18 protein-coding genes and 1 tRNA gene are annotated in these 24206 nt (G+C 59.8%); 15 read left to right on the top strand and 4 right to left on the bottom strand.

The genetic code is table 11. From position 1 onward, the window contains the following. The first annotated feature begins 16 nt into the window (after positions 1 to 16). From infB to ACYZT5_RS20135, 7 genes are all read left to right on the top strand, one after another. Positions 17 to 2545: a translation initiation factor IF-2 gene (infB, locus tag ACYZT5_RS20165; protein ID WP_462047097.1), complete on the top strand. Its 2529-nt coding sequence runs from the start codon at positions 17 to 19 to the stop codon at positions 2543 to 2545. Between the two features lie 159 nt (positions 2546 to 2704). After that, positions 2705 to 3106 (top strand): 30S ribosome-binding factor RbfA, encoded by a 402-nt coding sequence (rbfA, locus tag ACYZT5_RS20160; RefSeq protein ID WP_461951925.1) that lies wholly within the window; start codon positions 2705 to 2707, stop codon positions 3104 to 3106. A 3-nt stretch (positions 3107 to 3109) separates the two neighbouring features. Continuing rightward, positions 3110 to 4027: a tRNA pseudouridine(55) synthase TruB gene (gene truB / locus ACYZT5_RS20155; protein WP_462031638.1), complete on the top strand. Its 918-nt coding sequence runs from the start codon at positions 3110 to 3112 to the stop codon at positions 4025 to 4027. A 117-nt stretch (positions 4028 to 4144) separates the two neighbouring features. Beyond that, on the top strand, positions 4145 to 4414 hold the full coding sequence (gene rpsO, locus ACYZT5_RS20150) for a 30S ribosomal protein S15 (RefSeq protein WP_028623136.1): 270 nt from the start codon (positions 4145 to 4147) through the stop codon (positions 4412 to 4414). Positions 4415 to 4611: 197 nt separating this feature from the next. Then, positions 4612 to 6717 (top strand): polyribonucleotide nucleotidyltransferase, encoded by a 2106-nt coding sequence (pnp, locus tag ACYZT5_RS20145; RefSeq protein ID WP_461976905.1) that lies wholly within the window; start codon positions 4612 to 4614, stop codon positions 6715 to 6717. 139 nt (positions 6718 to 6856) lie between these two features. Continuing rightward, positions 6857 to 6932, top strand: a tRNA-Thr gene (locus ACYZT5_RS20140). Positions 6933 to 7066: 134 nt separating this feature from the next. After that, the gene (locus tag ACYZT5_RS20135; RefSeq protein WP_462047096.1) at positions 7067 to 7372 is read left to right on the top strand and encodes a DUF6388 family protein; all 306 of its coding nucleotides are present in this window, start codon (positions 7067 to 7069) and stop codon (positions 7370 to 7372) included. A 50-nt stretch (positions 7373 to 7422) separates the two neighbouring features. On the opposite strand, the gene nadC is transcribed toward ACYZT5_RS20135, so the two are convergent. After that, positions 7423 to 8271 carry a carboxylating nicotinate-nucleotide diphosphorylase gene (nadC, locus tag ACYZT5_RS20130; protein WP_462047095.1) on the bottom strand — a complete coding sequence of 283 codons (849 nt, stop codon included), beginning with the start codon at positions 8269 to 8271 and terminating at the stop codon, positions 7423 to 7425. Between the two features lie 283 nt (positions 8272 to 8554). Here nadC and ACYZT5_RS20125 point away from each other — a divergent pair, with 283 nt between their 5' ends. The 3 genes from ACYZT5_RS20125 (at position 8555) to ampE (ending at position 12223) form a co-directional block, all read left to right on the top strand. Then, positions 8555 to 10765, top strand: a complete 2211-nt coding sequence (locus ACYZT5_RS20125) for a DUF1631 domain-containing protein (RefSeq protein ID WP_462047094.1) — start codon at positions 8555 to 8557, stop codon at positions 10763 to 10765. Between the two features lie 64 nt (positions 10766 to 10829). After that, entirely contained in the window at positions 10830 to 11390 is a 561-nt protein-coding gene (gene ampD, locus ACYZT5_RS20120; RefSeq protein WP_462047093.1) for a 1,6-anhydro-N-acetylmuramyl-L-alanine amidase AmpD, read from the top strand. Further along, a complete protein-coding gene (gene ampE, locus ACYZT5_RS20115; RefSeq protein WP_462047092.1) occupies positions 11387 to 12223 on the top strand; it encodes a regulatory signaling modulator protein AmpE in 837 nt (278 codons plus the stop codon). The genes ampD and ampE overlap by 4 nt, the downstream gene beginning before the upstream one ends. Positions 12224 to 12618: 395 nt before the next feature. Here ampE and ACYZT5_RS20110 read toward each other — a convergent pair whose 3' ends face one another. After that, positions 12619 to 13677, bottom strand: coding sequence for an IS110 family RNA-guided transposase (locus ACYZT5_RS20110; protein ID WP_462052202.1), 1059 nt, complete (start codon positions 13675 to 13677; stop codon positions 12619 to 12621). A 267-nt stretch (positions 13678 to 13944) separates the two neighbouring features. Between ACYZT5_RS20110 and ACYZT5_RS20105 the strand changes: the two genes are divergently transcribed. Beyond that, positions 13945 to 15975 (top strand): methyl-accepting chemotaxis protein, encoded by a 2031-nt coding sequence (locus tag ACYZT5_RS20105; protein WP_462047091.1) that lies wholly within the window; start codon positions 13945 to 13947, stop codon positions 15973 to 15975. Between the two features lie 174 nt (positions 15976 to 16149). After that, the gene (locus ACYZT5_RS20100; protein ID WP_462047090.1) at positions 16150 to 16539 is read left to right on the top strand and encodes a hypothetical protein; all 390 of its coding nucleotides are present in this window, start codon (positions 16150 to 16152) and stop codon (positions 16537 to 16539) included. Here the strand turns inward: ACYZT5_RS20100 and ACYZT5_RS20095 are convergent, their stop codons facing one another. Both ACYZT5_RS20095 and cra read right to left on the bottom strand, forming a co-directional pair. Continuing rightward, positions 16540 to 17316 (bottom strand): TatD family hydrolase, encoded by a 777-nt coding sequence (locus ACYZT5_RS20095; protein WP_462047089.1) that lies wholly within the window; start codon positions 17314 to 17316, stop codon positions 16540 to 16542. Between the two features lie 3 nt (positions 17317 to 17319). Next, positions 17320 to 18315, bottom strand: a complete 996-nt coding sequence (gene cra / locus ACYZT5_RS20090; RefSeq protein ID WP_462047088.1) for a catabolite repressor/activator — start codon at positions 18313 to 18315, stop codon at positions 17320 to 17322. A 288-nt stretch (positions 18316 to 18603) separates the two neighbouring features. Here cra and ptsP point away from each other — a divergent pair, with 288 nt between their 5' ends. The 3 genes from ptsP to ACYZT5_RS20075 are packed head-to-tail and all read left to right on the top strand — an operon-like array spanning position 18604 to position 24157. Next, positions 18604 to 21465 carry a phosphoenolpyruvate--protein phosphotransferase gene (ptsP, locus tag ACYZT5_RS20085; RefSeq protein WP_462047087.1) on the top strand — a complete coding sequence of 954 codons (2862 nt, stop codon included), beginning with the start codon at positions 18604 to 18606 and terminating at the stop codon, positions 21463 to 21465. Beyond that, a complete protein-coding gene (gene pfkB, locus ACYZT5_RS20080; RefSeq protein ID WP_462047086.1) occupies positions 21465 to 22406 on the top strand; it encodes a 1-phosphofructokinase in 942 nt (313 codons plus the stop codon). Before ptsP ends, pfkB begins: the two co-directional genes overlap by 1 nt. An 11-nt stretch (positions 22407 to 22417) precedes the next feature. Then, positions 22418 to 24157 (top strand): PTS fructose-like transporter subunit IIB, encoded by a 1740-nt coding sequence (locus tag ACYZT5_RS20075; protein ID WP_462047085.1) that lies wholly within the window; start codon positions 22418 to 22420, stop codon positions 24155 to 24157. The last annotated feature ends 49 nt before the right edge of the window (positions 24158 to 24206 follow it).

The raw sequence follows: 24206 nt of genomic DNA, 5'->3' as shown, positions 1-24206 counted from the left end.
CTGAGGAGAGAAGTGCATGACGCAAGTCACGGTGAAACAACTGGCCGATGAGGTCAAAACACCGGTAGAGCGCCTGTTGCAGCAGATGCGTGAGGCAGGTCTGCCGCACACCGCCGCCGATGAAGGTGTGAGCGATAGTGAGAAGCAGTCTTTGCTGACTCACTTGAAGAGCAGCCACAAGGCGAAAGTGGAAGAACCGCGCAAGATTACATTGCAGCGCAAAACCACCAGCACCCTGCGTGTTGCTGGCAGCAAAAGCATCAGCGTTGAAGTACGCAAGAAGAAAGTCTTCGTACAGCGCAGCCCGGAAGAAATCGAAGCCGAGCGCAAACGCGAACTGGAAGAACGTCGCGCAGTAGAAAATGCTGCACGTCAGAAGGCTGAAGAAGAAGCCAAGCGTCGCGCCGAAGAAGAAGCGCGTCGCCAGCCTGCTGCTGCGCAAACCGCTACTAACGACGCCGTTGCAGCACCTGCTGCAGTTGCCGAGCCAGTACGCGAAAGCGCGCCGGTTGTAGCCGCTGCTCCAGCACCGTCTGCAGACGTTCGCAACAAGCAGAACGAACAGCGCCGTCCGGACAAACCACGTGCCGACGATAGCAATCGTCGTGGCAGTGGTGATGGTGAGCGCAAAAACGCTCCGCATCGTGCTTCGGTCAAGGAAAAAGCGCCTGCTCCACGCGTTGCCCCACGTACTACCGACGAAGAAAGCGATGGCTTCCGTCGTGGTGGTCGCGGCAAGGCCAAGCTGAAGAAGCGCAACGCCCACGGTTTCCAGAGCCCTACCGGCCCTGTCGTGCGTGATGTGCAGATCGGCGAGACCATCACTGTTGGCGATCTCGCCAATCAGATGTCGGTCAAGGCTGCTGAAATCATCAAGTTCATGTTCAAACTGGGTACTCCAGCGACTATCAACCAGGTGCTTGATCAGGAAACTGCTCAACTGGTTGCCGAAGAACTGGGCCACAAAGTGACCCTGGTCAGCGACACCGCCCTGGAAGACTCCCTGGCCGAGTCCCTGAAGTTTGAAGGTGAGACGTTCTCCCGTGCACCGGTTGTGACCGTAATGGGCCACGTTGACCACGGTAAGACCTCGCTGCTCGACTACATCCGTCGTGCCAAGGTAGCTGCTGGCGAAGCCGGCGGTATCACCCAGCACATCGGTGCGTACCACGTTGAAACTGACCGCGGCATGGTCACTTTCCTCGATACCCCGGGTCACGCCGCGTTTACCGCAATGCGTGCCCGTGGTGCCAAGGCGACTGACATTGTGATCCTGGTCGTTGCAGCGGACGACGGCGTAATGCCGCAGACCATTGAAGCGGTCCAGCACGCCAAGGCTGCCGGCGTTCCGCTGGTTGTTGCAGTGAACAAAATCGACAAGCCGGGCGCTGATCTCGATCGCATCCGTAGCGAACTGTCGGTTCACGGCGTGACGTCGGAAGAGTGGGGCGGCGACACCCCGTTCGTATCGGTTTCGGCGAAAGTCGGTACTGGTGTGGACGAGTTGCTCGAAGCTGTTCTGCTGCAAGCTGAAGTTCTGGAACTGAAAGCGACTCCTTCGGCTCCTGGCCGAGGCGTCGTGGTTGAATCGCGTCTCGACAAAGGTCGTGGTCCGGTTGCTACCGTTCTGGTTCAAGACGGTACCCTGCGCCAAGGCGACATGGTGCTGGTCGGTTCGAACTATGGCCGTGTACGTGCCATGCTCGACGAGAACGGCAAGCCAATCAAAGAAGCTGGTCCTTCCATCCCTGTCGAGATCCTCGGCCTGGACGGTACCCCGGACGCTGGCGACGAGATGAGCGTGCTGTCGGACGAGAAGAAAGCCCGTGAAGTGGCTCTGTTCCGTCAAGGCAAGTTCCGCGAAGTCAAACTGGCTCGCGCTCACGCCGGCAAGCTGGAAAACATCTTCGAGAACATGGGCCAGGCAGAGAAGAAGACGCTTAACATCGTCCTCAAATCCGATGTCCGTGGTTCGCTGGAAGCGTTGAACGGTGCCTTGAACGGCCTGGGTAACGACGAAGTGCAAGTGCGTGTTGTCGGTGGCGGTGTCGGTGGTATCACCGAGTCCGATGCTAACCTGGCACTGGCCTCCAGCGCTGTACTGTTTGGCTTCAACGTGCGTGCTGATGCTGGCGCTCGCAAGATCGTCGAGCAGGAAGGTCTGGATATGCGTTACTACAACGTGATCTACGACATCATCGAAGACGTCAAGAAAGCCCTCACCGGTATGCTGGGCAGCGATGTTCGCGAGAACATCCTGGGTACCGCTGAAGTGCGTGACGTGTTCCGTTCGCCGAAGTTTGGCGCGATCGCCGGTTGCATGGTTATCGAAGGTGTTGTTCACCGTAACCGTCCAATCCGTGTACTGCGTGAAGACATCGTTATCTTCGAAGGCGAGCTGGAATCCCTGCGCCGCTTCAAGGATGACGCTTCCGAAGTACGTGCCGGCATGGAATGCGGTATCGGCGTGAAGAGCTACAACGACGTCAAAGTCGGCGACAAGATCGAAGTCTTCGAGAAGGTTCAGGTTGCTCGCAGCCTCTAACTCGCGCACTTCAAGAGCCGTGATGGCCGGCCGCGTGCAACTGCGCGGCGCATCAGTCGGACTCTAAACGCAACGCCCGGTCTGGCTTCTGTCAGGCCGGGCGTTTGCCGCTTTCAGACCACACGGGTTTCACCGTGAGGCAGTAACAGGTAACAAGACATGGCAAAAGAATATAGCCGTACCCAACGTATCGGCGATCAGATGCAGCGTGAGCTGGCACAGCTGATCCGTCGTGAAGTCAAAGACCCACGCGTCGGCCTGGTCACCATTACCGCTGTTGAAGTCAGCCGTGACGTCGGTCACGCCAAGATCTTCATCACCGTGATGGGTCAGGACAACGCCGAAGACATCGCGCAAAGCATCAAGGTGCTCAACTCCGCCGCCGGTTTCCTGCGCATGCAGTTGGCTCGCGAAATGAAGTTGCGCAGCGTTCCACAGCTGCACTTCCACTACGACGAAAGCGTCGTGCGTGGCGCGCACCTGTCGGCCCTGATCGAGCGTGCGGTGGCTGAAGACAATCAGCACCCGGTAGCGGCTGAAGCCGAAGACGCCAAGGAGTAATCGGTGGCTCAGGTCAAACGTATCCGTCGTAACGTCAGCGGTATCATCCTGCTCGACAAGCCGCTGGGGTTCACCTCCAACGCCGCGTTGCAGAAGGTCCGCTGGCTGCTGAACGCCGAGAAAGCGGGGCACACCGGTAGTCTCGATCCGCTGGCCACCGGCGTGCTGCCGTTGTGCTTCGGTGAGGCCACCAAGTTTTCGCAATACCTGCTCGATTCCGACAAGGCTTATGAAACCCTGGCGCAACTGGGCAAGACCACCACCACGGCCGATGCCGAAGGTGAAGTTTTGCAGGAACGTCCGGTGACCGTTGGTCGCGCCGATGTCGAAGCTGTGCTGCCGAGTTTTCGTGGGCAAATCAGTCAGATACCGCCGATGTACTCGGCGCTCAAGCGTGACGGCCAGCCGCTGTACAAGCTGGCCCGTGCAGGCGAAGTAGTGGAGCGCGAACCGCGTTCTGTTACTATTGCGCGCTTGGAATTGCTGGCCTTTGAGGGTGATACTGCGCGGCTTGCGGTGGATTGCAGCAAAGGCACCTATATCCGCACCCTGGTGGAGGATATCGGTGAGCAACTCGGTTGTGGCGCTTACGTTGCAGAACTGCGACGTACCCAGGCCGGGCCTTTCACGCTGGCCCAGACGGTCACTTTGGAAGAGTTGGAAGCCGTACATGCCGAAGGCGGCAACGAAGCGGTCGACCGCTTCCTGATGCCATCGGACAGCGGCCTGCTGGATTGGCCTCTGTTGCAGTTCTCGGAGCACAGCTCGTTCTACTGGCTTAACGGCCAACCGGTACGGGCTCCGGATGCACCGAAGTTCGGCATGGTACGGGTACAGGATCACAACGGTCGCTTCATCGGTATCGGTGAAGTGAGCGAAGACGGGCGCATCGCGCCGCGTCGACTGATTCGGTCAGAATGACCGAACGAGGGTGGCTGTTAACAGGCACGGTCACTACTCATTTTTAGATACAGGGATTTGTCCCTGGCCTGTTGAAGCTGTTTCTTTGAAACAGTTTCCTGATAAAAGGATTGCCTCATGGCTCTCGACGTTCAAGAAAAAGCTCAAATCGTAGCTGACTACCAGCAAGCTGTTGGTGACACTGGTTCGCCAGAAGTGCAAGTTGCACTGCTGACCCACAACATCAACAAACTGCAAGGTCACTTCAAGGCCAACGGTAAAGATCACCACTCCCGTCGTGGTCTGATCCGCATGGTAAACCAGCGTCGTAAGCTGCTGGACTACCTGAAAGGCAAAGACGTGAGCCGTTACAGCGCTCTGATCGGTCGCCTGGGTCTGCGTCGCTAATTAGCGATTGCGCTAGAGGTTGGTTGTCTGTCGTACGTCAGTGGGTTTCCCGCTGGCGCATGGCAGGCTCCCAGCCTCAAGTTTTATCTGGACAATAGTTTTATCTGGACAATGAAAGTCGGGCCGATTCCCGGCGTTGCCCAAGAATTTCGCAAGAAGACAAGTTCCCCAAGAGCCACAAAAGAAGGTAGGACACCGTGAACCCGGTAATCAAAAAATTCCAGTTCGGTCAGTCGACCGTTACCCTCGAGACTGGCCGTATCGCCCGTCAGGCCTCCGGCGCAGTATTGGTCACCGTTGACGACGACGTCAGCGTATTGGTGACCGTAGTCGGTGCCAAACAAGCCGATCCAGGCAAGGGCTTCTTCCCTCTGTCCGTTCACTACCAGGAAAAGACTTACGCTGCCGGTAAGATCCCTGGCGGTTTCTTCAAGCGTGAAGGCCGTCCTTCCGAGAAAGAAACCCTGACTTCCCGACTGATCGACCGTCCGATCCGTCCGCTGTTCCCAGAAGGCTTCATGAACGAAGTGCAGGTTGTCTGCACCGTCGTTTCCACCAGCAAGAAGACCGATCCGGACATCGCTGCGATGATCGGTACCTCGGCTGCCCTGGCTATCTCCGGTATTCCTTTCGATGGCCCGATCGGCGCTGCCCGCGTTGCGTTCCACGAAAGCACCGGCTACCTGCTGAACCCGACTTACGAACAACTGAAAGCGTCGAGCCTGGACATGGTCGTTGCCGGTACTTCGGATGCCGTTCTGATGGTTGAATCGGAAGCCAAAGAGCTGACCGAAGACCAGATGCTGGGCGCGGTACTGTTTGCTCAAGACGAATTCCAGGTTGTGATCAACGCCGTTAAAGAACTGGCTGCCGAAGCTGCCAAGCCAACCTGGGCCTGGGCTCCACAACCAGAAGCTACCGCTCTGCTGGGCGCTATCCGTGCCGAGTTCGGCGACGCGATCTCCCAGGCTTACACCATCACCATCAAGGCCGACCGTTACGCTCGCCTGGGTGAGCTGAAGGACCAGGTTGTTGCCAAACTGTCCGGTGAAGAAGGCCAGCCTTCTTCCAGCGAAGTCAAAGCAGCTTTCGGCGAAATCGAATACCGCACCGTTCGCGAAAACATCGTAAACGGCAAGCCACGTATCGACGGCCGCGACACCAAGACCGTACGTCCGCTGAACATCGAAGTCGGTGTTCTGCCCAAGACCCACGGTTCGGCGCTGTTCACCCGTGGCGAAACTCAGGCTCTGGTAGTCGCGACGCTGGGTACTGCCCGTGACGCACAACTGCTGGACACCCTGGAAGGCGAGAAAAAAGACCCGTTCATGCTGCACTACAACTTCCCTCCGTTCTCGGTAGGTGAGTGTGGTCGCATGGGTGGCGCTGGTCGTCGCGAAATCGGTCACGGCCGTCTGGCCCGTCGTTCCATTCAGGCCATGCTGCCTGCTGCCGACGTGTTCCCGTACACCATCCGTGTTGTGTCGGAAATCACCGAGTCCAACGGTTCGAGCTCCATGGCTTCGGTCTGCGGCGCTTCCCTGGCCCTGATGGACGCCGGCGTTCCGATGAAGGCACCGGTTGCCGGTATCGCCATGGGTCTGGTTAAAGAAGGCGAGAAATTCGCCATCCTGACCGACATCCTGGGTGACGAAGACCACCTCGGCGACATGGACTTCAAAGTAGCGGGTACCGCCAAAGGTGTGACCGCGCTGCAGATGGACATCAAGATCAAAGGCATCACCGAAGAAATCATGGAAATCGCTCTGGGCCAAGCCCTGGAAGCGCGCCAGAACATCCTCGGTCAGATGAACCAGATCATTGGCCAGTCGCGTACCGAACTGTCGGAAAACGCTCCGACCATGATCGCGATGAAAATCGACACCGACAAAATCCGTGATGTCATCGGTAAAGGCGGCGCGACCATTCGTGCGATCTGTGAAGAAACCAAGGCTTCGATCGACATCGAAGACGACGGTTCGATCAAGATCTTCGGCGAAACCAAGGAAGCGGCTGAAGCTGCACGTCAGCGCGTTCTGGGCATCACCGCTGAAGCCGAAATCGGCAAGATCTACGTCGGTAAGGTTGAGCGCATCGTCGACTTCGGCGCATTCGTCAACATCCTGCCTGGCAAGGACGGTCTGGTTCACATCTCGATGCTGAGCGACGCTCGCGTTGAGAAAGTGACCGACATCCTGAAAGAAGGCCAGGAAGTGGAAGTACTGGTACTGGACGTGGACAACCGCGGCCGTATCAAGCTGTCCATCAAAGACGTAGCAGCAGCCAAGGCTTCGGGCGTTTAAAGACTCCCCACGCCTGACCGCTTAAACGTTATAAAAAATGCCCTGCAGTGAAAGCTGCAGGGCATTTTTTTGCCTGCAAAAAAATGAGACGAGTCATGAAGTTGCCTGACCCCAAAGTCAGTGCTAGGTTTAGCCCACCGCCCGTGTAGCTCAGTCGGTAGAGCAGCGCACTCGTAACGCGAAGGTCGCAGGTTCGATTCCTGTCTCGGGCACCAGCGACACGTTGTTTTCAGATGATCCCGAATGGTTCTGAAGGCCAGATAAACCGGGTTTCAAACGGTTTTTTTGCGTCAGAGAGATCCTTGATGATCCAGATCCATCTTCCATTCCCCAGATCAAAGAGAACGCCATGACCGTTAAAGAGTTGACTCAAGAAGCCAGACACGAAGAAGCCCTCAAGAAGTACGCACTGGACGCGCACGCGTTGATGGAAGAGATCAAGGACTTGCCAGCCGACGATCAGAAAGACCAGATCCAGTGGGCGTTCGAGGATGAGGCGGAAGCCCAGGGCTTGCAGCCGTGGGAGCTGACGCTAAAATACACCACAACCCCGGAAGAGTTCGAGGCCGCGCGCCTGGCGCTGCACAAGGAGGCGGCCGAGGTATTGGGCGTCGAGTGGGAAGAGTACTGCGAGATGAATAATCTGGTGGTCTGATAAAAACGCCAGCCTCACGAGGCTGGCGTTTTTCATTCACACAGGCGTTATCAAAGGCTCAGACGCATCGACAGATCGACAGCCTTCACATCCTTGGTCATTGCGCCAATCGAGATGTAATCGACCCCGGTTTCGGCGATCGGTAGCAGCGTGCTTTCGTTGATACCACCGCTGGCCTCCAGTTTCGCCTGGCCTGCGTTCAGACGCACGGCTTCGCGCATGTCATCCAGGCTCAACTCGTCGAGCATGATGATGTCGGCACCGGCCGCCAGGGCTTCCTTCAGCTCCTCCAGGCTTTCCACTTCGATCTCCACCGGTTTGCCCGGGGCAATCTTGTGCGCGGCTTTGATGGCCTCCGGGATGCCACCGCAGGCAGCAATATGGTTTTCCTTGATCAGGAACGCGTCGTACAGACCGATGCGGTGGTTGTGGCAACCGCCGCAGGTCACAGCGTACTTCTGCGCCAGACGCAGCCCCGGCAAGGTTTTACGGGTGTCGAGCAACTTCACCTGAGTCTCGGCAACGTAATCCGCCAGGTACTGCGCGCGCGTGGTCACGCCAGAAAGCAACTGCAGGAAGTTCAGTGCACAGCGTTCGCCCGTCAGCAGCGAGCGCGCCGGGCCCTCGAGGTGGAACAGCGCCTGATTGGGTTTCACCCGCTCGCCATCGCGCACCTGCCAGTGCACCGCCACACGTGGGTCCAGCTGCCGAAACACTGCATCAACCCAGGCTGTGCCGCTGATGACGGCAGCGTCGCGGGTAATGATAGTGGCTTTGGCCAGGCGTTCGGCCGGGATCAGCTGCGCGGTGATGTCGCCGCTGCCGATGTCTTCGAGCAACGCACGGCGCACGTTGGCTTCGATTTCGGCGGTCAAATCGGCGAGACGTAGATTCGGCATAACGGACTCCACAAACAAAGTGGCCCGATTATAGAGCCATGGCGCCGGGCAACCCAAGGCATCGACGCGTTCCCATCGCCCTGAAACCTGCATTTGGTCGATTCGCTTAAGCGATCGGCACTCAGTCAACGTCTTCCATAAGCGTCTATTTCAATGGGAAACGCAGAGTCTGCTGGTACTGAAGACATCTTTTGCAAGATAATCCGCCTTGCTTTTGACGTCATGGCTTTGACGTGGATTGGATTGACGACCATTCGAAGACTCACCGTTTCAGGAGGCCTGAATGCACAACGACGGGAATGTAGTGCCTTTGCGAAAGGTGACTACCGACCAGGCGACTCACTCGCCGCTCGCCCGCCTGCCTGTGATTCTGCTTCAGGTTCGCGACAAGGCCGCTCAACAGCTCAGGCATGGTTTGCAGGAGTTGTTCGATAACGCCGACGACACACTGTTCGAAATGGCCGACCGGGCCCGCAATGACGTCGATCAGAACCGCTTCTTCGAAGCCATGCGCGACTTGCGTCTCAAGCGCAAAAACATCGAACGCGGCTTTCTCGAACAATTCGTCGAGGCTTTTGTCAGCCTCACACAGTACGACACCACTCCGTCTGCCTTGTCCCAGGCGCTGGCCTTGAACGCCGCGGCGGCGCTGTCCAATGACGACATGGAGCGCAGCGTGGCAGTGGACGCGATGGTCAGCAAAGTGCTGAACCGCGACGGCTTCGCCCTGGACCAACTGACTGCCCGACTCAGCACACTGCTGGGCAGGGAGCTGCTCGATCAGCACAATCCGATGGGGCCGGCGATGCTCTGCGAGTACTTTTTGCAGGCCGGGCGCAACCTGGGGGTGGAGATCAAGGTCAAGCTGATCATCCTCAAACTGTTCGAACGCTACGTGCTCAGAGATGCCAATGAGCTCTACGCCGAAGCCAATCAGTTGCTGATTGCCACCGGTGTTCTGCCCGACCTCAAACCTGCCCCTGCGCGTCGGGCCATGGATCGTGCGGCTGCCAGCGTCGGTGTTGAGTCCGCGCAGGCCAACACCCGCGCCGGTGGCCCGCCGATCGACGACAGCGTGCAGGAAGTCTTCGCCGCGTTGCAGCAATTGCTGTTTCACGTGCGGGGCAGTGTCGCGCCGACGCTTGAAGCCAGTGCCCAGGCACAGCCGATTTCCACCCGCGATCTGCTGCGCCTGCTCTCGCACTTGCAGCAATACGTGCCGGCGCCGGCAGCCCAGGACGACTTCGATCTGCGAAACCAGCTCGAACAATTGTTGACCCGGGTCAGCGTCAAAAGTGGCAAGTCGCGCGTGGTCGGGGTGGCTGACGAAGACGTGATCAATCTGATCGCGATGCTCTTCGAATGCATCCTCGATGACCGCAACCTGCCGGATTCGCTCAAGGCGCTGATCGGCCGTTTGCAGATCCCGATGCTGAAAGTGGCGGTGCTCGACAAGAGCTTCTTCAGCCGCAGCAGTCACCCGGCCCGGCGCCTGCTCAACGAAATCGCCACCGCCGCCATGGGGTGGGGCGAGTGCGATGACCATGAACGCGACAGCCTGTATCTGCGCATCGAGCAAGTGGTGCAACGGTTGCTGAACGATTTTGTCGATGATCCGGTGGTTTTTTCCGAATTGCTGGCGGATTTTCTCGCCTTCACCAGCGACGAGCGCCGTCGCAGTGAGCTGCTGGAGCAACGTACCCGTGACGCCGAAGAAGGCCGCGCCAGGACTGAACTGGCCCGCCAGCGCGTCGAACAGGTGTTGAATCTGGCCTTGTTGGGCAAAGTATTGCCGCAACGGGTGGTGGTGTTTGTCCAGGAAGCCTGGAGCAAAGTGTTGCTGCTGACGTGCCTCAAGCACGGCGATCAGTCGGCCGAGTGGCACGCCGATGTGCAGACCATGGAGCAATTGATCTGGAGCGTACAGCGCCATGACGAGCCCGATGCGAGCCTGCGCTTGTTGACGCTGGTGCCTGGGTTGCTCAAGTCGTTGCGCGACGGGCTGAGCAGTTCGGCATTCGATCCGTTCGCCACCAGCGAGTTTTTCAGTGAGCTGGAAGCCTTGCACATTCAACTGTTCGAACGTCCAGGGCAAAAGCTTGAACAGTCTGTCGATACGCCGGTAATGGTCGAAGTGCTGCAGGAAGTCGTCCTGCGAACCGCCGACGAAGGGCCGGTCGATACGGCGTCAGTGCGATTGCCGGAGGACGATGCCGGTCTGCTTCAGGTCGATCAGCTGCGGCTGGGGTGCTGGGTCGAGTTTCAGGAAGACGAGGAAAACACCCTTCGCTGCAAGCTGGCGGCGATCATTGAAGCCACCGGCAAGTACATTTTCGTCAACCGCACCGGAATGAAAGTGCTGGAGCGCAGCCGCACCGGTCTGGCTCTGGAATTCCATCGTGGCGCGGTGCGAGCGCTGGACGACACTTTGCTGTTCGACCGGGCGCTGGAGTCGGTGATCGTTAACCTGCGGCGCCTCAATCGCGGCAAGTGATCGCGCCCCGAGGGTCTATCGCGGCATACTGGGCGCCAACACAGTCGTCGTTGAAGGAACCTGTATGCAGTTGGACCCCGCGAGTGGTTGGTGTCAGGGTGTGGGTTTATGCCCCTCGCCCAACTTCAATGCGCGCCCCTCGGGCGAAATTTCCCTGCTGGTGATCCACAACATCAGTTTGCCGCCAGCGCAATTCGCTACCGGCAAGGTGCAGGAATTTTTCCAGAATCGTCTGGATGTCACGGAGCATCCCTACTTTGAAGGGATCGCCGACCTGCGTGTGTCTGCGCACTTTCTGATCGAACGTGACGGCACTGTCACTCAGTTTGTCTCTTGTCTTGAGCGTGCCTGGCATGCCGGCGTCTCGAGTTTCGAAGGGCGGGAAACCTGTAACGATTTTTCCGTGGGCATCGAACTTGAAGGCACGGATGATCTACCGTTCACCGACGCTCAGTATCAAGCGTTGACGACCCTGACCCGGCAGTTGCAAAGCGCCTTCACGGCCATCACCGCACAGCGCATCTGCGGGCACAGCGACATCGCACCTGGGCGTAAAACCGATCCTGGACCCGCGTTCGACTGGGCACGCTATCGCGCCGCCCTGGCAAAAGAGGAACAACAATGAGTTTTCTGGTGTTGCTGTTGGCGGTCTGGATCGAGAAGTTCTCGGCCCTGCGTCATCGGGTTCAGCGCGATGGCGGTTGGGTCCGCGAGCTGAACAAGCTTGAGGTCAGTCCGCGTCTGGCGAAAAGTCCGTGGCTGATTTTGACGATACTGGTGTTGTTGCCCGTGGCACTGCTGGGTTTGCTGCTGCTGGTGCTGGAACCGGTGGCCTACGGTCTGCTGGCGTTGCCGGTGCACCTGCTGGTGGTGATTTACAGTTTGGGCCGCGGCGATCTGCTGGCCGGTCTCGGGCCGTTTCGTGATGCCTGGCGCCGGGAAGACCTGCAAGCTGCCGCTCATGTGGCGGAGCGTGACCTGGGCATCTGCGCCGATAGCGGCGAACAACTGCTGGAGCGGGTCGAAGGGCACCTGCTGTGGGAGGCTTATCAGAGCTTTTTCGCGGTGATTTTCTGGTACTTCCTGCTGGGTCCGGTCGCGGCCCTGAGCTATCGACTGCTGGCCCTGGCCGAAGAACACGGGCAGAACCCGGCCGTGGGCGAACGCGCCGCACAACTGCGTCATGCGTTCGACTGGGTGCCGGTGCGTCTGCTGGCGGCGAGTTTTGCGTTGGTCGGCAACTTTGTTGCGGTCAGTCGGGTGATGTTGCATGAGCTGCTGAACTGGAACATCAGCGCCGCCCAATTGATCGAGAAGGTCGGGCTGGTGGCCGGTGAAATTCCAGCGCCGGTGGTCGGGCCTGACGGCATCAACAGCCTCGACCGGATCTGGGAACTGCTGCTGCGCGCGGCGGTGCTCTGGTACGCCGGTTTTGCGTTGTGGACCGTCCTGCCTTAATACGCCGATACCCTAGCAGCTGGCGCAGCCTGCGTCCGGCTGCGCAGCAGGCGTAAATCCTGCTGACCCGATAAACCTGAAAAACCGCAGTGCCTGAATTAACGACTGCTGCGCAGCCGGACGCAGGCTGCGCCAGCTGCTATGTATGGACTCGCCCTCACTGTCTACCCGCTTTTGAAAAACCGCCGCCCCGTTGCATCTATGTATTAGGCCTATTCGAGGAAGCCGTCTTCGGCTTCTGGCCAAAATTGGAAGAGCTCGTGGTTTGCCGATTACAGTCAGGCCTCGAAGGCCAGTAGCAGCTAAGGCATCAATCCACGCCGGTCTTACCTGGGGTCAATTTTTTTTCAGCAAAGGGCCGGACAGTTAGTACCTCGGTGGCAGAACTCTGTCGCTCAGTGGCTCATCGTCGCTTGCTGGCCATCACCAGCCTGGCGACGATAAGTCTGGTCATTCTGTAGAAGCACCCAGACGATTCGCAGGTTGCGGTTGGCTAACCTGACCGCAGCCTCCTTACGGCCCAGTCGGCTCATCCAGCGCAACAAGCGGCGGTCATCGGGTTGCTGGGAATCAGGTCGTAGTTGTTGCAGTACCGCATGGGCTCCCTGGATCATCAGGCTGCGTAAATAAACATCGCCGCGCTTGGTCATGTCCCCCAGCCGGACCGTCTGCCCGCTGCTGTGCTGGTCAGGCACCATGCCAAAGTACGCGGCAAACTTGCGGGCATTGGGAAATCGCTCAGGCTTGGTTTCCTTGGCCACCAGTGCCGTGGCAGTGACTGGGCCGATGCCGCGCACAGTCATCAGTCGCTTCGCCGTCATGTCGGCGTTGGCGGCCACTTCCAGGCGCCCCGTCAGCACGCTGATGCGTTCGCCCAAATGGCGCCACTCGGCCAACAGTTCGTCGATCAGTTCACGCAGCAGGCCCGGCACCGGCTGGGTGGCATCTTCCAGTACCCGCGGAATTTTCTGGCTGATCGCAACATCGCCCTGCGCCAAGGCCACGCCATGCTCGAGCAGCAGGCCGCGCATCTGATTACTCACCGCCGTGCGTCGACGCACATAGCCTTGGCGGGCGCGATGCAACGCCTGCATTGCCAGCGCCGCAACGCTTTTGACCGGCACTGCGTAGATCTTTTCATCGCGACCAGCCCGCAGAATCGCCAGCGCATCGTTGCGATCATTTTTAGGCCCGCTGCGATGTGTGGCCACCAAACCGGCTGGAAGAATCCGCGCCAGATTGCCTTGGTCTTGCAGCTGCCGGGCCCAGGCTTGAGCACCCGGACCGGTCTCCATCAGAACCACGACATGAGGCGGCAACTGGCGTAGAAACTCATAAAACGCCTCGCGCGACTTGATCCGTTGCTCGTAGTGCACCTGGCCGAGGACGTCTTCACCGGCGACCTGAAAGACCTGCTTGGCCAGATCGACCGCCACGGTTGTGCAGGCCGACAAATCGGAAGAAGACAGGGATTGATCAATCGAAGTATGCTTTTTCATGGACTCGCCCTCGCTGTCGTTGGCTGTTTAGACTGCCATCGTGGCGCATTGACGCCTCGGCTTGGGCGAGTCCATCCAATTACAGGTCCGCGCGCCCCTCGTTAACCTTAAGTTACAAAACCTCCCGCCGATTTAAGCTATACAGAGCTGGCGCCGAATAGTGGCTATCTGCTGTCGACCCGCGCCTGCCAATAAAAATAAGAAATCAAAGGGAGACTTCCAGTGAAGAGCTTGCTCTATCCCGCCGTTGCGCTGATGAACCGCCTGAGCTTTGGCATGAAGTTCAGCCTGATCAGCGTGCTGTTCCTTGTGCCGATGCTGGTGACCAACTTCTATCTGGTGCGCGATTCTTATCGAGAATTCCAGGGCACCCGCGTCGAACTGCAAAGCCTCGACCTGCTGGGTAGCAGCCTGACGTTACGGCGCGATCTGGAGACCCTGAACAACCTGGTACAGATCAATGTCACCCTCGGTCAGTCCGGCAAGGCCGGTAATGTCGAGTCGCAGATCAGCACCTTGGGACAAAGCGTGCTGAGCCGTTTGCAAGGGCTGGCGGCGATGACCACCGACCCCGAGCAGATCATCGTTTTCGAGGGTAAACGCGATGAAATGATTGCCGCCTTCAAGGCCCAGCAAGCGGAAAATTCCCTGCAAAGTAAAAGTGGAATGATCGGCAAGTTGCTCGGCAACGCGCAGATTTTCAGCCAGATCATCGCCAGTCAGGCCGGCCTCAGCCGCGACACTCAGAGCGACATGCGCCAGCTGAGCGAACTCATTACCAATGTCACCCCGCCCGTTACCCAGCTTCTGGGTGAAGGCCGGGCGATGGGCTCTTTTTCGCTGGGGCAGGGCTTTCTCAACTCGGCATCGAGTACCCGTTTTGATGAGTTGCTGGTGCAGATCGAAAAATTGCAGGCCGAATATGCCTTGAAGTTGCAGGACGCGCTGGGCTCCAGCAAAGCGGCACGGGAAACCCTGGCCGCTCAGGCCGATAGCAGCAAGGCGTCGTTGAAAAAGGCCAGTGAGCTGTTCGAAGAGCAGGTGGTGATGGCCGACACGCTCGATGCGCCTTGGCAGGGCTTTTACGATCAGGTCACGGGCCTGATGGACCAGACGTACCAACTCAATGAAGCCACCCTGAAGTTTCTCGGCACCCAGTTACAGCAGCGACTGGAGCAGAACCGCACCCACATGGTCTTGCAGGCCGTGGCGTTGTCGGTGGTGTTTGTGTTGATTTTTTACCTCTACGGCGGCTTCTACGCCTCGACCCGCACTACCCTCAAGCGTCTTGGCGCGGTGATGGACAAAGTCGCGGCCGGCGACATGACGGTGACCTTCAGCGCCCACAGTCGCGATGAACTGGGTGAGTTGGGCGAGGTGTTCAACGGCACCGTGAAGAAAATCCATGACCTGATCGAGCGGGTTGGCCAGACCGTCAGTGAGGTCGAGCGCCAGGCCGGGCAGGTGCAGAGCGTATCAGCCCAGAGTAACCAGGCGGTGGCGGGGCAGCGCACACAGATCGAGCAGGTCGCCACGGCCATGAACCAGATGTCGGCCACCTCCCTTGAGGTCGCACGCAGTGCCGCAGCAGCGGTGAGCAGTGCCCATAGCGTCAACGACGAGACCATCAGTGGTCGCGGGCTGGTGGAGTCTCAGCAGGGAAGTATCGCAGCCCTTGCCACTGAGATCGATCAGTCGGTGCTGGTGATCAATCAACTGGCCAGCGACAGCCAGTCCATCAGTCGCGTGCTGGAGGTGATCAAGAGCATCGCCGAACAGACCAACCTCTTGGCGCTCAACGCGGCCATCGAAGCCGCTCGGGCCGGTGAGCAGGGCCGTGGTTTCGCGGTGGTGGCGGACGAGGTCCGGACGCTGGCCAAGCGCACCCAGCAATCGACCGAGGAAATCGAGCAGATGATCGCCAAGCTGCACAGCGGTGTCGGTGCTGCGGTCAAGGCGATGGGTACCAGCCATCAGATGGCCAACGGCACGGTAGGGCAGTCGGAAAAGGTTCAGCAAGCGCTGGAAAACATCCTTGGCGCAGTCGGCATGATTGTCGATCAGAACCAGCAAATCGCCGCCGCGGTAGAGCAGCAGACCGCCGTGGCCCATGACATCGACCAGAATATTGTCGAGATCAACCGCGCGGGTGAACGCACCGCCGAAGGGGCGCACCAGACCGAGGATGCCAGTCGTGCGTTGTCGGCTCAGGTGGTGGAATTGAAGCAGCTGATCAGCGCATTCCGGGTCTGAAAACGCCCCGAAGCAACTGTAGGAGCCGAGCAAGCTCAGCTCCTACAGTGTGAACAATCAGTAGTACTTATCCCCTCTCCAGGTCGGCAATGTCCGGTTTTCCTCCGTTGTCTGGTTTTTGGTCTTCAATGAAGGATGATCCACCACTCTGACCTGCCCTGAGGAGGCTTGGTAATGTCTGCTGCAACGATTGGAATCCAGGGGCACTGTGCTCATTGCGCGAGCGTACTCCTGCTCAAACCCTGGCAACTCAACGCCATTGCGATCAACGAAGCGTTCACCTGCTCCCATTGCCAGAAAACCTTGCAACTGAACGATCCGAAACAGATCCAGCGCTTCAAGTCCATCGACACCCTGGCAATGCTGCGGGCGAGCACGTTGGTCATGGTTTGCACTGCATTGCTGGTGGCGTTGGTGTTGGAGTGGGTCGGGATGCTCAGCGTCGTGGAGCAGCTGAATTTTTCGCTGTTGGCGGTGCTCGTCTACTTCATCGTCATTCGGTATGCCCGGCACCGGCAACACATGACGCTGACGCTTGAAGCCGCCAAGGCCCACGTTGACTGATTACCAGTTGAACAACTGGCAAGCATTGGCCGTGCTGACGGCGGCCAGTTGCTCGGGGCTGATCGCCATGATTTGCGCCAGTGCCGAGCAGATCGCCGGCAGGTGTGCCGGGCTGTTGCGTTGCCCGGGGAACATGGCGGGCGCCATGTCCGGAGAATCGGTTTCCAGTACCACGCAATCCAATGGCAGCTCCGCGAGTACACGGTGCATGCGCAACGCCTGAGGCCAGGTCGCGGCACCGCCCAGGCCCAGTTTGAACCCGAGCTTGATGTATTCACGGGCTTCTTCTTTGCTGCCGGCGAAGGCATGAATAATCCCCGCGCGTTTCAAGCGAAACCGTTTAAGCGTGGCAATCACCGCCGCATGGCTGCGTCGCACATGAATAAGCGCTGGCAGATTGAAATCCGCCGCCAGTTGCAACTGCGCGTCGAATAACGCCTGTTGGCGCTCGCGATCGAGGGTTTCGATGAAGTAATCCAGACCGATTTCGCCCACGGCGCACAACTGCCGATGGCCCGCCAGACGGGTCAGCCAGTCGCCGAGTGCCGTCAGGTGTTCGGGACGATGATCATCCAGATACACCGGGTGCAAACCGAACGCCGCATGCAGATCGGGGTCGCTTTGCACCAGATCCCAGACCCGCTGCCAATTGCCCTGATAAACCCCCAGCACCACCATCCGCCGCACGAAGAGGGCACGGCTCTCGGCCAACAACGCCGAGCGATCCTCGTCGAAGTCCGGAAAATCCAGATGAGTGTGGCTGTCGATCAGCTCCACGGTTCAGTCCTGGCGAATACGCTGCTTGAAGGTCCGCGCGATGGCCTGCACGCCGGGTTGGTAATCCGATTGTTCAATGGCAGCCAGGGCCAGTTCCAGGGCTTTATCGGCGATGAGCTGATGCTGCTGGGCCATGGCGTTGACCGGCAGCGGCAGGAAATCCAGCAACTGCGTGTCACCGAACGTGCCGAGGCGTAGCGGGCGGGTTTTGAGCGGGAAATCGTGCAAGGCATCGAAGACGCCCTGAAGCAGCACGTAGGACGTGGTCACCAGCGCATCCGGCAAATGGCCCAGACGCTGTAGCAATTCGTCCATCAGCTGTTTGCCGCACTCACGGCTGAACGACTCACCGTGCTCAATCAGCACCTCGCCATTGAACCCGTCCAAAGCCTCTGTGAAACCTGCCGCCCGTTCCTGGCTGATGCTCAGTTCGGGGCGTGCGCCAATCAGTGCGATCTGCTTGGGCAGCGGGTCCAGTAGACTGCGGGTCAGTTGCAGGCTGGCCTCGCGGTCATCGCTGATCACCGAGCAGAAATGTTCAGGCTCCATGACCCGGTCGATCGCGATGATCGGAATGCCCTTGGCCTGCAATTGGCGATAGCTGTCATCGCCGGCAGGCAGGCAACTGGCAACGATCAACGCATCGCAGCGCCTGGCCCGGAACAGTTGCAGCAACTGCCGTTCGCTGTCCGGCGCATCGTCGGAACTGGCGATCAGCAGCTGATAGCCGCGAGCCCGAGCGCCTTGTTCCAGCAGTTTGGCGATTCGTGCGTAACTGGGGTTTTCCAGGTCCGGCAGAATGAAACCCAAGGTGCGAGTGTGCCGACTGCGCAGCCCGGCAGCCTGGGGATTGGGCGTAAAGCCATGTTGTTCGACGACCGCGCGCACGCGCTCGACGGTGGCACTGCTGATACGTTGTTGTTCTGCCTTGCCATTGATGACATAGCTGGCGGTGGTAACGGACACACCGGCCAACTGGGCGATATCACTGAGTTTCAACCCGGGATTTCCTTGTTTTTTCGAGCTTGCCCCGACATTTTCACCAATCCTACCCGATTCAGGCAGACGACCATTGTCGCAGCACATCCGACAATTGGACTTCAAGGATGAGACATTATCGAGTAACGTGCCAATCATTCTAGATTAAACGTTTCAGCAAGCGTATTTTCTACGTTATAGGCTTCATTGTCGGTTCTGCCGTGAAACCGCCAAAAGTTGTGATGAAGAGCCTAAGCTGAATCATTCAAAACAATACCTGGCGTCACAAGGCGCCAAAAAGGAGAAAGCATGCTCGAGCTCACCATAGAGCAGATATCCATGGGCCAGTCGGCTGTGGATAAGTCCGCAGCGTTGCACTTGCTGGCCCAGCATCTGGTCGCCGATGGCCTGGTCGACGAGGGTTATCTCGCCGGGTTGCAGGCGCGCGAAGCCCAGGGCTCGACCTTTCTCGGTCAAGGTATTGCCATCCCCCACGGTACGCCGGAAACCCGCGATCAGGTGTTTTCCACCGGCGTGCGGTTGATGCAGTTCCCCGAGGGTGTGGATTGGGGGGACGGTCAGATCGTCTACCTGGCGATTGGTATTGCGGCCAAATCCGACGAACACCTGCGCCTGTTGCAACTGCTGACCCGTGCCCTCGGCGAAACTGACTTGGGCCAGGCGCTGCGCCGCGCCAGTTCCGCCGAAGCCTTGTTGAAACTGTTGCAAGGCGCGCCGCAAGAACTGGCGCTGGATGCGCAGATGATCGGCCTCGGTGTGTCCGCCGACGATTTCGAGGAACTGGTTTGGCGCGGTGCACGTTTGCTGCGTCAGGCCGACTGTGTCAGCAACGGTTTCTCTGCGGTGTTGCAACAAGTCGAAGCGCTGCCGCTGGGCGATGGCCTGTGGTGGTTGCACAGCGAGCAAACGGTCAAGCGTCCGGGCCTGGCCTTCGTCACGCCGGACAAACCGATACGCTACCTCGGCCAGCCGCTCAGTGGCCTGTTCTGCCTGGCCAGCCTCGGTGAAGCCCATCAGGCATTGCTCGAACGCCTTTGTGCGTTGCTGATCGAAGGTCGTGGCCATGAATTGGGCCGCGCCACCAGCAGCCGTAAAGTCCTCGAAGTCCTTGGCGGTGAACTGCCGGCCGATTGGCCCAGCGCTCGCATCGCGCTGGCCAACGCCCACGGGTTGCACGCGCGTCCGGCGAAGATCCTCGCGCAACTGGCGAAAAGTTTTGAAGGCGAAGTTCGCGTGCGCATTGTCGACGGCCAGGACAGCGCAGTGTCAGTGAAGAGCTTGAGCAAACTGCTCAGCCTCGGCGCCCGTCGCGGTCAGGTGCTGGAATTTGTCGCCGAACCAAGCATCGCCGCCGATGCCTTGCCAGCCTTGTTGGCCGCCATCGAAGAAGGCCTCGGTGAAGAAGTCGAACCGCTGCCAGCCGTGAGTCAACAGCGCGAAGTGGTTGCCGATGTGGCCGAGGTGGTCCTCGCGCCAGCGTCCGGCAGTCTGGTTCAGGCCATTGCCGCCGCACCGGGCATCGCCATCGGCCCGGCGCATATTCAAGTGCTGCAAACCATCGATTACCCGCTGCGCGGTGAGTCTGCCGCCATCGAGCGCGAGCGTCTCAAACAGGCGTTGGCGGACGTGCGTCGCGACATCGAAGGCCTGATCGAACGCAGCAAGTCCAAGGCCATTCGCGAGATTTTCATCACTCACCAGGAAATGCTCGACGACCCGGAATTGACCGATGAAGTCGATACCCGTCTCAAGCAAGGCGAAAGCGCCGAAGCGGCGTGGATGGCAGTGATTGAAGCGGCGGCCAAACAACAGGAATCGCTGCAGGACGCCTTGCTCGCCGAGCGTGCCGCCGATTTGCGTGATATCGGTCGTCGGGTATTGGCGCAGTTGAGCGGCGTCGAAACCCCGAGTGAGCCTGAGCAACCGTACATTCTGGTGATGGATGAAGTCGGTCCGTCCGATGTCGCCCGCCTTGATCCGACCCGCGTCGCCGGTATCCTCACCGCCCGTGGCGGCGCCACCGCCCACAGCGCAATTGTCGCGCGAGCCCTCGGGATTCCGGCGCTGGTCGGTGCCGGCCCGGCCGTGTTGCTGCTGGCGCCGGGCACGCCATTGCTGATTGATGGTCAACGCGGCCGCCTGCACGTGGACGCCGACGCGGCGACCTTGCAGCGCGCCACCGAAGAGCGCGACACCCGCGAGCAACGTTTGAAGGCGGCCGCCGAGCAGCGCCATCAGCCGGCGCTGACCACCGACGGTCATGCGGTCGAAGTGTTCGCCAATATTGGTGAAAGCGCGGGTGTCACCAGTGCGGTGGAGCAGGGCGCTGAAGGCATTGGCCTGCTGCGCACCGAACTGATTTTCATGGCTCACTCGCAAGCGCCGGACGAGGCGACTCAGGAAGTCGAGTACCGTCGCGTCCTTGATGGCCTGGCCGGTCGTCCCTTGGTCGTTCGCACCCTCGACGTCGGCGGCGACAAACCGCTGCCGTATTGGCCGATCGCCAAAGAAGAAAACCCGTTCCTCGGCGTGCGCGGTATTCGCCTGACCCTGCAACGCCCGCAGGTCATGGAAGCGCAATTGCGCGCGTTGCTTCGCGCTGCGGACAACCGTCCATTGCGGATCATGTTTCCCATGGTCGGCAGCGTCGATGAATGGCGCCAGGCTCGGGACATGACCGAACGTCTGCGTTTGGAAATTCCGGTTGCCGACCTGCAATTGGGGATCATGATTGAAGTGCCGTCAGCTGCATTGCTGGCGCCGGTGCTGGCCAAAGAGGTCGACTTCTTCAGCGTCGGCACCAATGACCTGACCCAATACACCCTGGCCATCGACCGTGGTCATCCGACCTTGTCGGCCCAGGCTGACGGCTTGCACCCGGCGGTGCTGCAACTGATCGACATCACCGTGCGCGCGGCACATGCCAACGGCAAGTGGGTTGGCGTGTGCGGCGAGTTGGCGGCCGATCCGCTGGCGGTGCCGGTGCTGGTCGGTCTCGGTGTGGATGAGCTCAGTGTCTCGGGTCGCAGCATTGCCGAGGTCAAGGCGCGGATACGCGAACTCAACCTGGCCCAGACCCAAATCCTTGCCCAGCAGGCCTTGGCCGTGGGCAGCGCAAACGAAGTGCGCGCACTAGTGGAGGCCCTGTAATGGCCAAGATCCTAACCCTGACCCTCAATCCGGCGCTGGACCTCACCGTCCAGTTGCCGGTGCTTGCACCCGGTCAGGTCAACCGTAGCGACGAGATGCATACTCACGCCGCCGGTAAAGGCGTGAACGTGGCACAGGTGCTGGCGGACCTCGGGCATCAGCTCACGGTCAGCGGTTTTCTCGGGGAGGACAACCTTCAAGCGTTCGAAACCCTGTTCGCCAAGCGCGGGTTTGTCGACGCGTTCATCCGTGTTCCTGGTGAGACTCGCAGCAACATCAAACTGGCGGAAAGCGATGGGCGCATCACCGACATCAACGGTCCCGGCCCCTTGGTGAGTGAAGCCGCGCAGCAGGCATTGCTCGATCGCCTCGACCAGATTGCGCCGGGGCATGACGCGGTCGTCGTTGCCGGCAGCCTGCCTCAAGGCATCAGCCCTCAATGGTTGCAGGCGTTGATTGTGCGTTTGAACAATCTCGGTTTGAACGTGGCGCTGGACACCAGTGGCGAAGCCTTGCGGGCAGCGCTCAACGCAGGCCCGTGGCTGATCAAGCCAAACACCGAAGAACTGGCCGACGTGCTGGGCTGCGATGTGGTTTCGGTGGCCGCCCAGGCGCAAGCGGCTAGCCGCCTGCACGCTCAAGGCATCGAGCACGTGGTGATCTCCCACGGTGCCGACGGGGTGAACTGGTTCAGTGTCGGCTCGGCGCTGCATGCCACGCCGCCCAAGGTCAGTGTCGTCAGCACCGTGGGCGCAGGCGATTCGTTACTGGCCGGCATGCTCCACGGTTTGCTCAGCGCCGACACGCCTGAACAGACCTTGCGCACCGCCACGGCGATTGCCGCGATGGCGGTCACCCAGATCGATTTCGGTATTGGCGACGCCACGCAGTTGGCGCGGCTCGAACAGGGCGTGCGCATGCGCACCCTGACAGAACAATAAGAGGGTTTGTAATGAAGTTAGCGATTGTTACTGCCTGCCCGAATGGCATGGTCACCAGTGTGTTGTGCGCCCGTTTGCTCGATGCAGCGGCCCAGCGTCAGGGCTGGAGCACCAGTGTCGAAGTCAACGATGCCGCGCACCCTGAACGCCAATTGTCGGCGGCCACGATCGAGGCGGCCGAGTGGGTGTTGCTGGTGACCAGCACGCCTGTGGATATGTCGCGATTCGTCGGCAAACGGGTCTTCCAAAGCACCCCGGCGCAAGCCCTGCAAGATGTTGAAGCGGTGCTACGGCGCGGTGCTGAAGAAGCGCAAGTCTACGTCGAGCCCGACGTCATCGCCGAGCCTGCTGCCGTGGTAAAAAATGCGCCGCGACTGGTTGCAGTCACCGCATGCCCGACGGGCGTCGCTCATACCTTCATGGCCGCCGAGGCCTTGCAGCAAGCGGCAAAACGCCTGGGCTACGACCTGCAAGTGGAAACCCAGGGTTCGGTCGGTGCGCGCAATCCACTCAGCGCCGCAGCGATCGCCGATGCTGATGTGGTGCTGCTGGCGGCGGACATCGAAGTCGCCACCGAGCGTTTCGCCGGCAAGAAGATTTACCGTTGTGGCACCGGCATCGCCCTCAAGCAAGCCGAGGCGACGCTGAACAAGGCGTTGGCCGAAGGCACGCAGGAAACCGCATCGACCGGTGCCAAAGGCCCGGCCAGGCAAGAGAAAACCGGCGTCTACAAACACCTGCTGACGGGCGTGTCGTTCATGCTGCCGATGGTGGTGGCGGGCGGACTGATGATCGCCTTGTCGTTCGTGTTCGGCATCACGGCCTTCAAGGAGCCCGGCACGCTCGCGGCAGCCCTGATGCAGATCGGCGGCGAGACCGCGTTCAAGTTGATGGTGCCGCTGTTGGCGGGTTACATCGCCTACTCGATCGCCGACCGTCCGGGCCTGGCGCCGGGGATGATTGGCGGTCTGCTGGCAAGCACCCTGGGCGCCGGTTTTATCGGCGGGATCATTGCCGGTTTCATCGCCGGTTATGCGGCGCAGGCGATCAATCGTTATGCGCGCTTGCCGCAAAGTCTTGAGGCCTTGAAACCGATTCTGATCATCCCGTTGCTGGCGAGTCTGTTCACCGGTCTGGTGATGATCTACGTGGTCGGCAAACCGGTGGCCGGCATGCTGACAGGGCTTACGCACTTCCTCGACAGCATGGGCACCACCAACGCGATTCTGCTCGGTGTATTGCTGGGCGGGATGATGTGCGTCGACCTTGGTGGGCCGATCAACAAAGCCGCGTATGCGTTCTCGGTGGGGCTGCTGGCGTCGCAGAGTTATGCACCGATGGCGGCGACCATGGCGGCCGGCATGGTGCCGCCGATTGGCCTGGGTATTGCCACGTTTATTGCCCGACGCAAGTTCGCCCAGACTGAACGCGAGGCCGGTAAAGCCGCGTTGGTGTTGGGGCTGTGCTTTATCTCCGAAGGTGCGATTCCGTTTGCCGCCAAGGACCCGCTGCGGGTGATCCCGGCGAGCATTGCCGGTGGTGCATTGACCGGTGCGCTGTCGATGTACTTCGGCTGCAAACTGATGGCGCCGCACGGCGGGTTGTTCGTGCTGGCGATCCCGAATGCGATCAACCATGCGCTGTTGTATCTGCTGGCGATTGTGGCCGGGAGCCTGCTGACGGCGGTGGCGTATGCGCTGCTCAAGCGGCCGGAAGTTGTTGAGATGGCGCTGGAGCCAGCCAAGGCCTGACACCCCCCTGCAGGAGCCGAGCTTGCTCGCGATGACGGTTTAAAATTCA

The organism is Pseudomonas sp. LB3P14, assembly GCF_054898045.1.
This window is presented reverse-complemented; position numbering and strand designations above follow the sequence as displayed.

Excerpts from the sequence above, each read along its gene's own strand:
- ptsP (WP_462047087.1), top strand. The coding sequence starts at position 18,604 with ATGCTCGAGCTCACCATAGAGCAGATATCCATGGGCCAGTCGGCTGTG.
- ampE (WP_462047092.1), top strand. The coding sequence starts at position 11,387 with ATGAGTTTTCTGGTGTTGCTGTTGGCGGTCTGGATCGAGAAGTTCTCG.
- ACYZT5_RS20075 (WP_462047085.1), top strand. The coding sequence starts at position 22,418 with ATGAAGTTAGCGATTGTTACTGCCTGCCCGAATGGCATGGTCACCAGT.
- ACYZT5_RS20135 (WP_462047096.1), top strand. The coding sequence starts at position 7,067 with ATGACCGTTAAAGAGTTGACTCAAGAAGCCAGACACGAAGAAGCCCTC.
- ampD (WP_462047093.1), top strand. The coding sequence starts at position 10,830 with ATGCAGTTGGACCCCGCGAGTGGTTGGTGTCAGGGTGTGGGTTTATGC.
- ACYZT5_RS20125 (WP_462047094.1), top strand. The coding sequence starts at position 8,555 with ATGCACAACGACGGGAATGTAGTGCCTTTGCGAAAGGTGACTACCGAC.
- nadC (WP_462047095.1), bottom strand. The coding sequence starts at position 8,271 with ATGCCGAATCTACGTCTCGCCGATTTGACCGCCGAAATCGAAGCCAAC.
- infB (WP_462047097.1), top strand. The coding sequence starts at position 17 with ATGACGCAAGTCACGGTGAAACAACTGGCCGATGAGGTCAAAACACCG.
- pfkB (WP_462047086.1), top strand. The coding sequence starts at position 21,465 with ATGGCCAAGATCCTAACCCTGACCCTCAATCCGGCGCTGGACCTCACC.
- rbfA (WP_461951925.1), top strand. The coding sequence starts at position 2,705 with ATGGCAAAAGAATATAGCCGTACCCAACGTATCGGCGATCAGATGCAG.
- ACYZT5_RS20100 (WP_462047090.1), top strand. The coding sequence starts at position 16,150 with ATGTCTGCTGCAACGATTGGAATCCAGGGGCACTGTGCTCATTGCGCG.
- rpsO (WP_028623136.1), top strand. The coding sequence starts at position 4,145 with ATGGCTCTCGACGTTCAAGAAAAAGCTCAAATCGTAGCTGACTACCAG.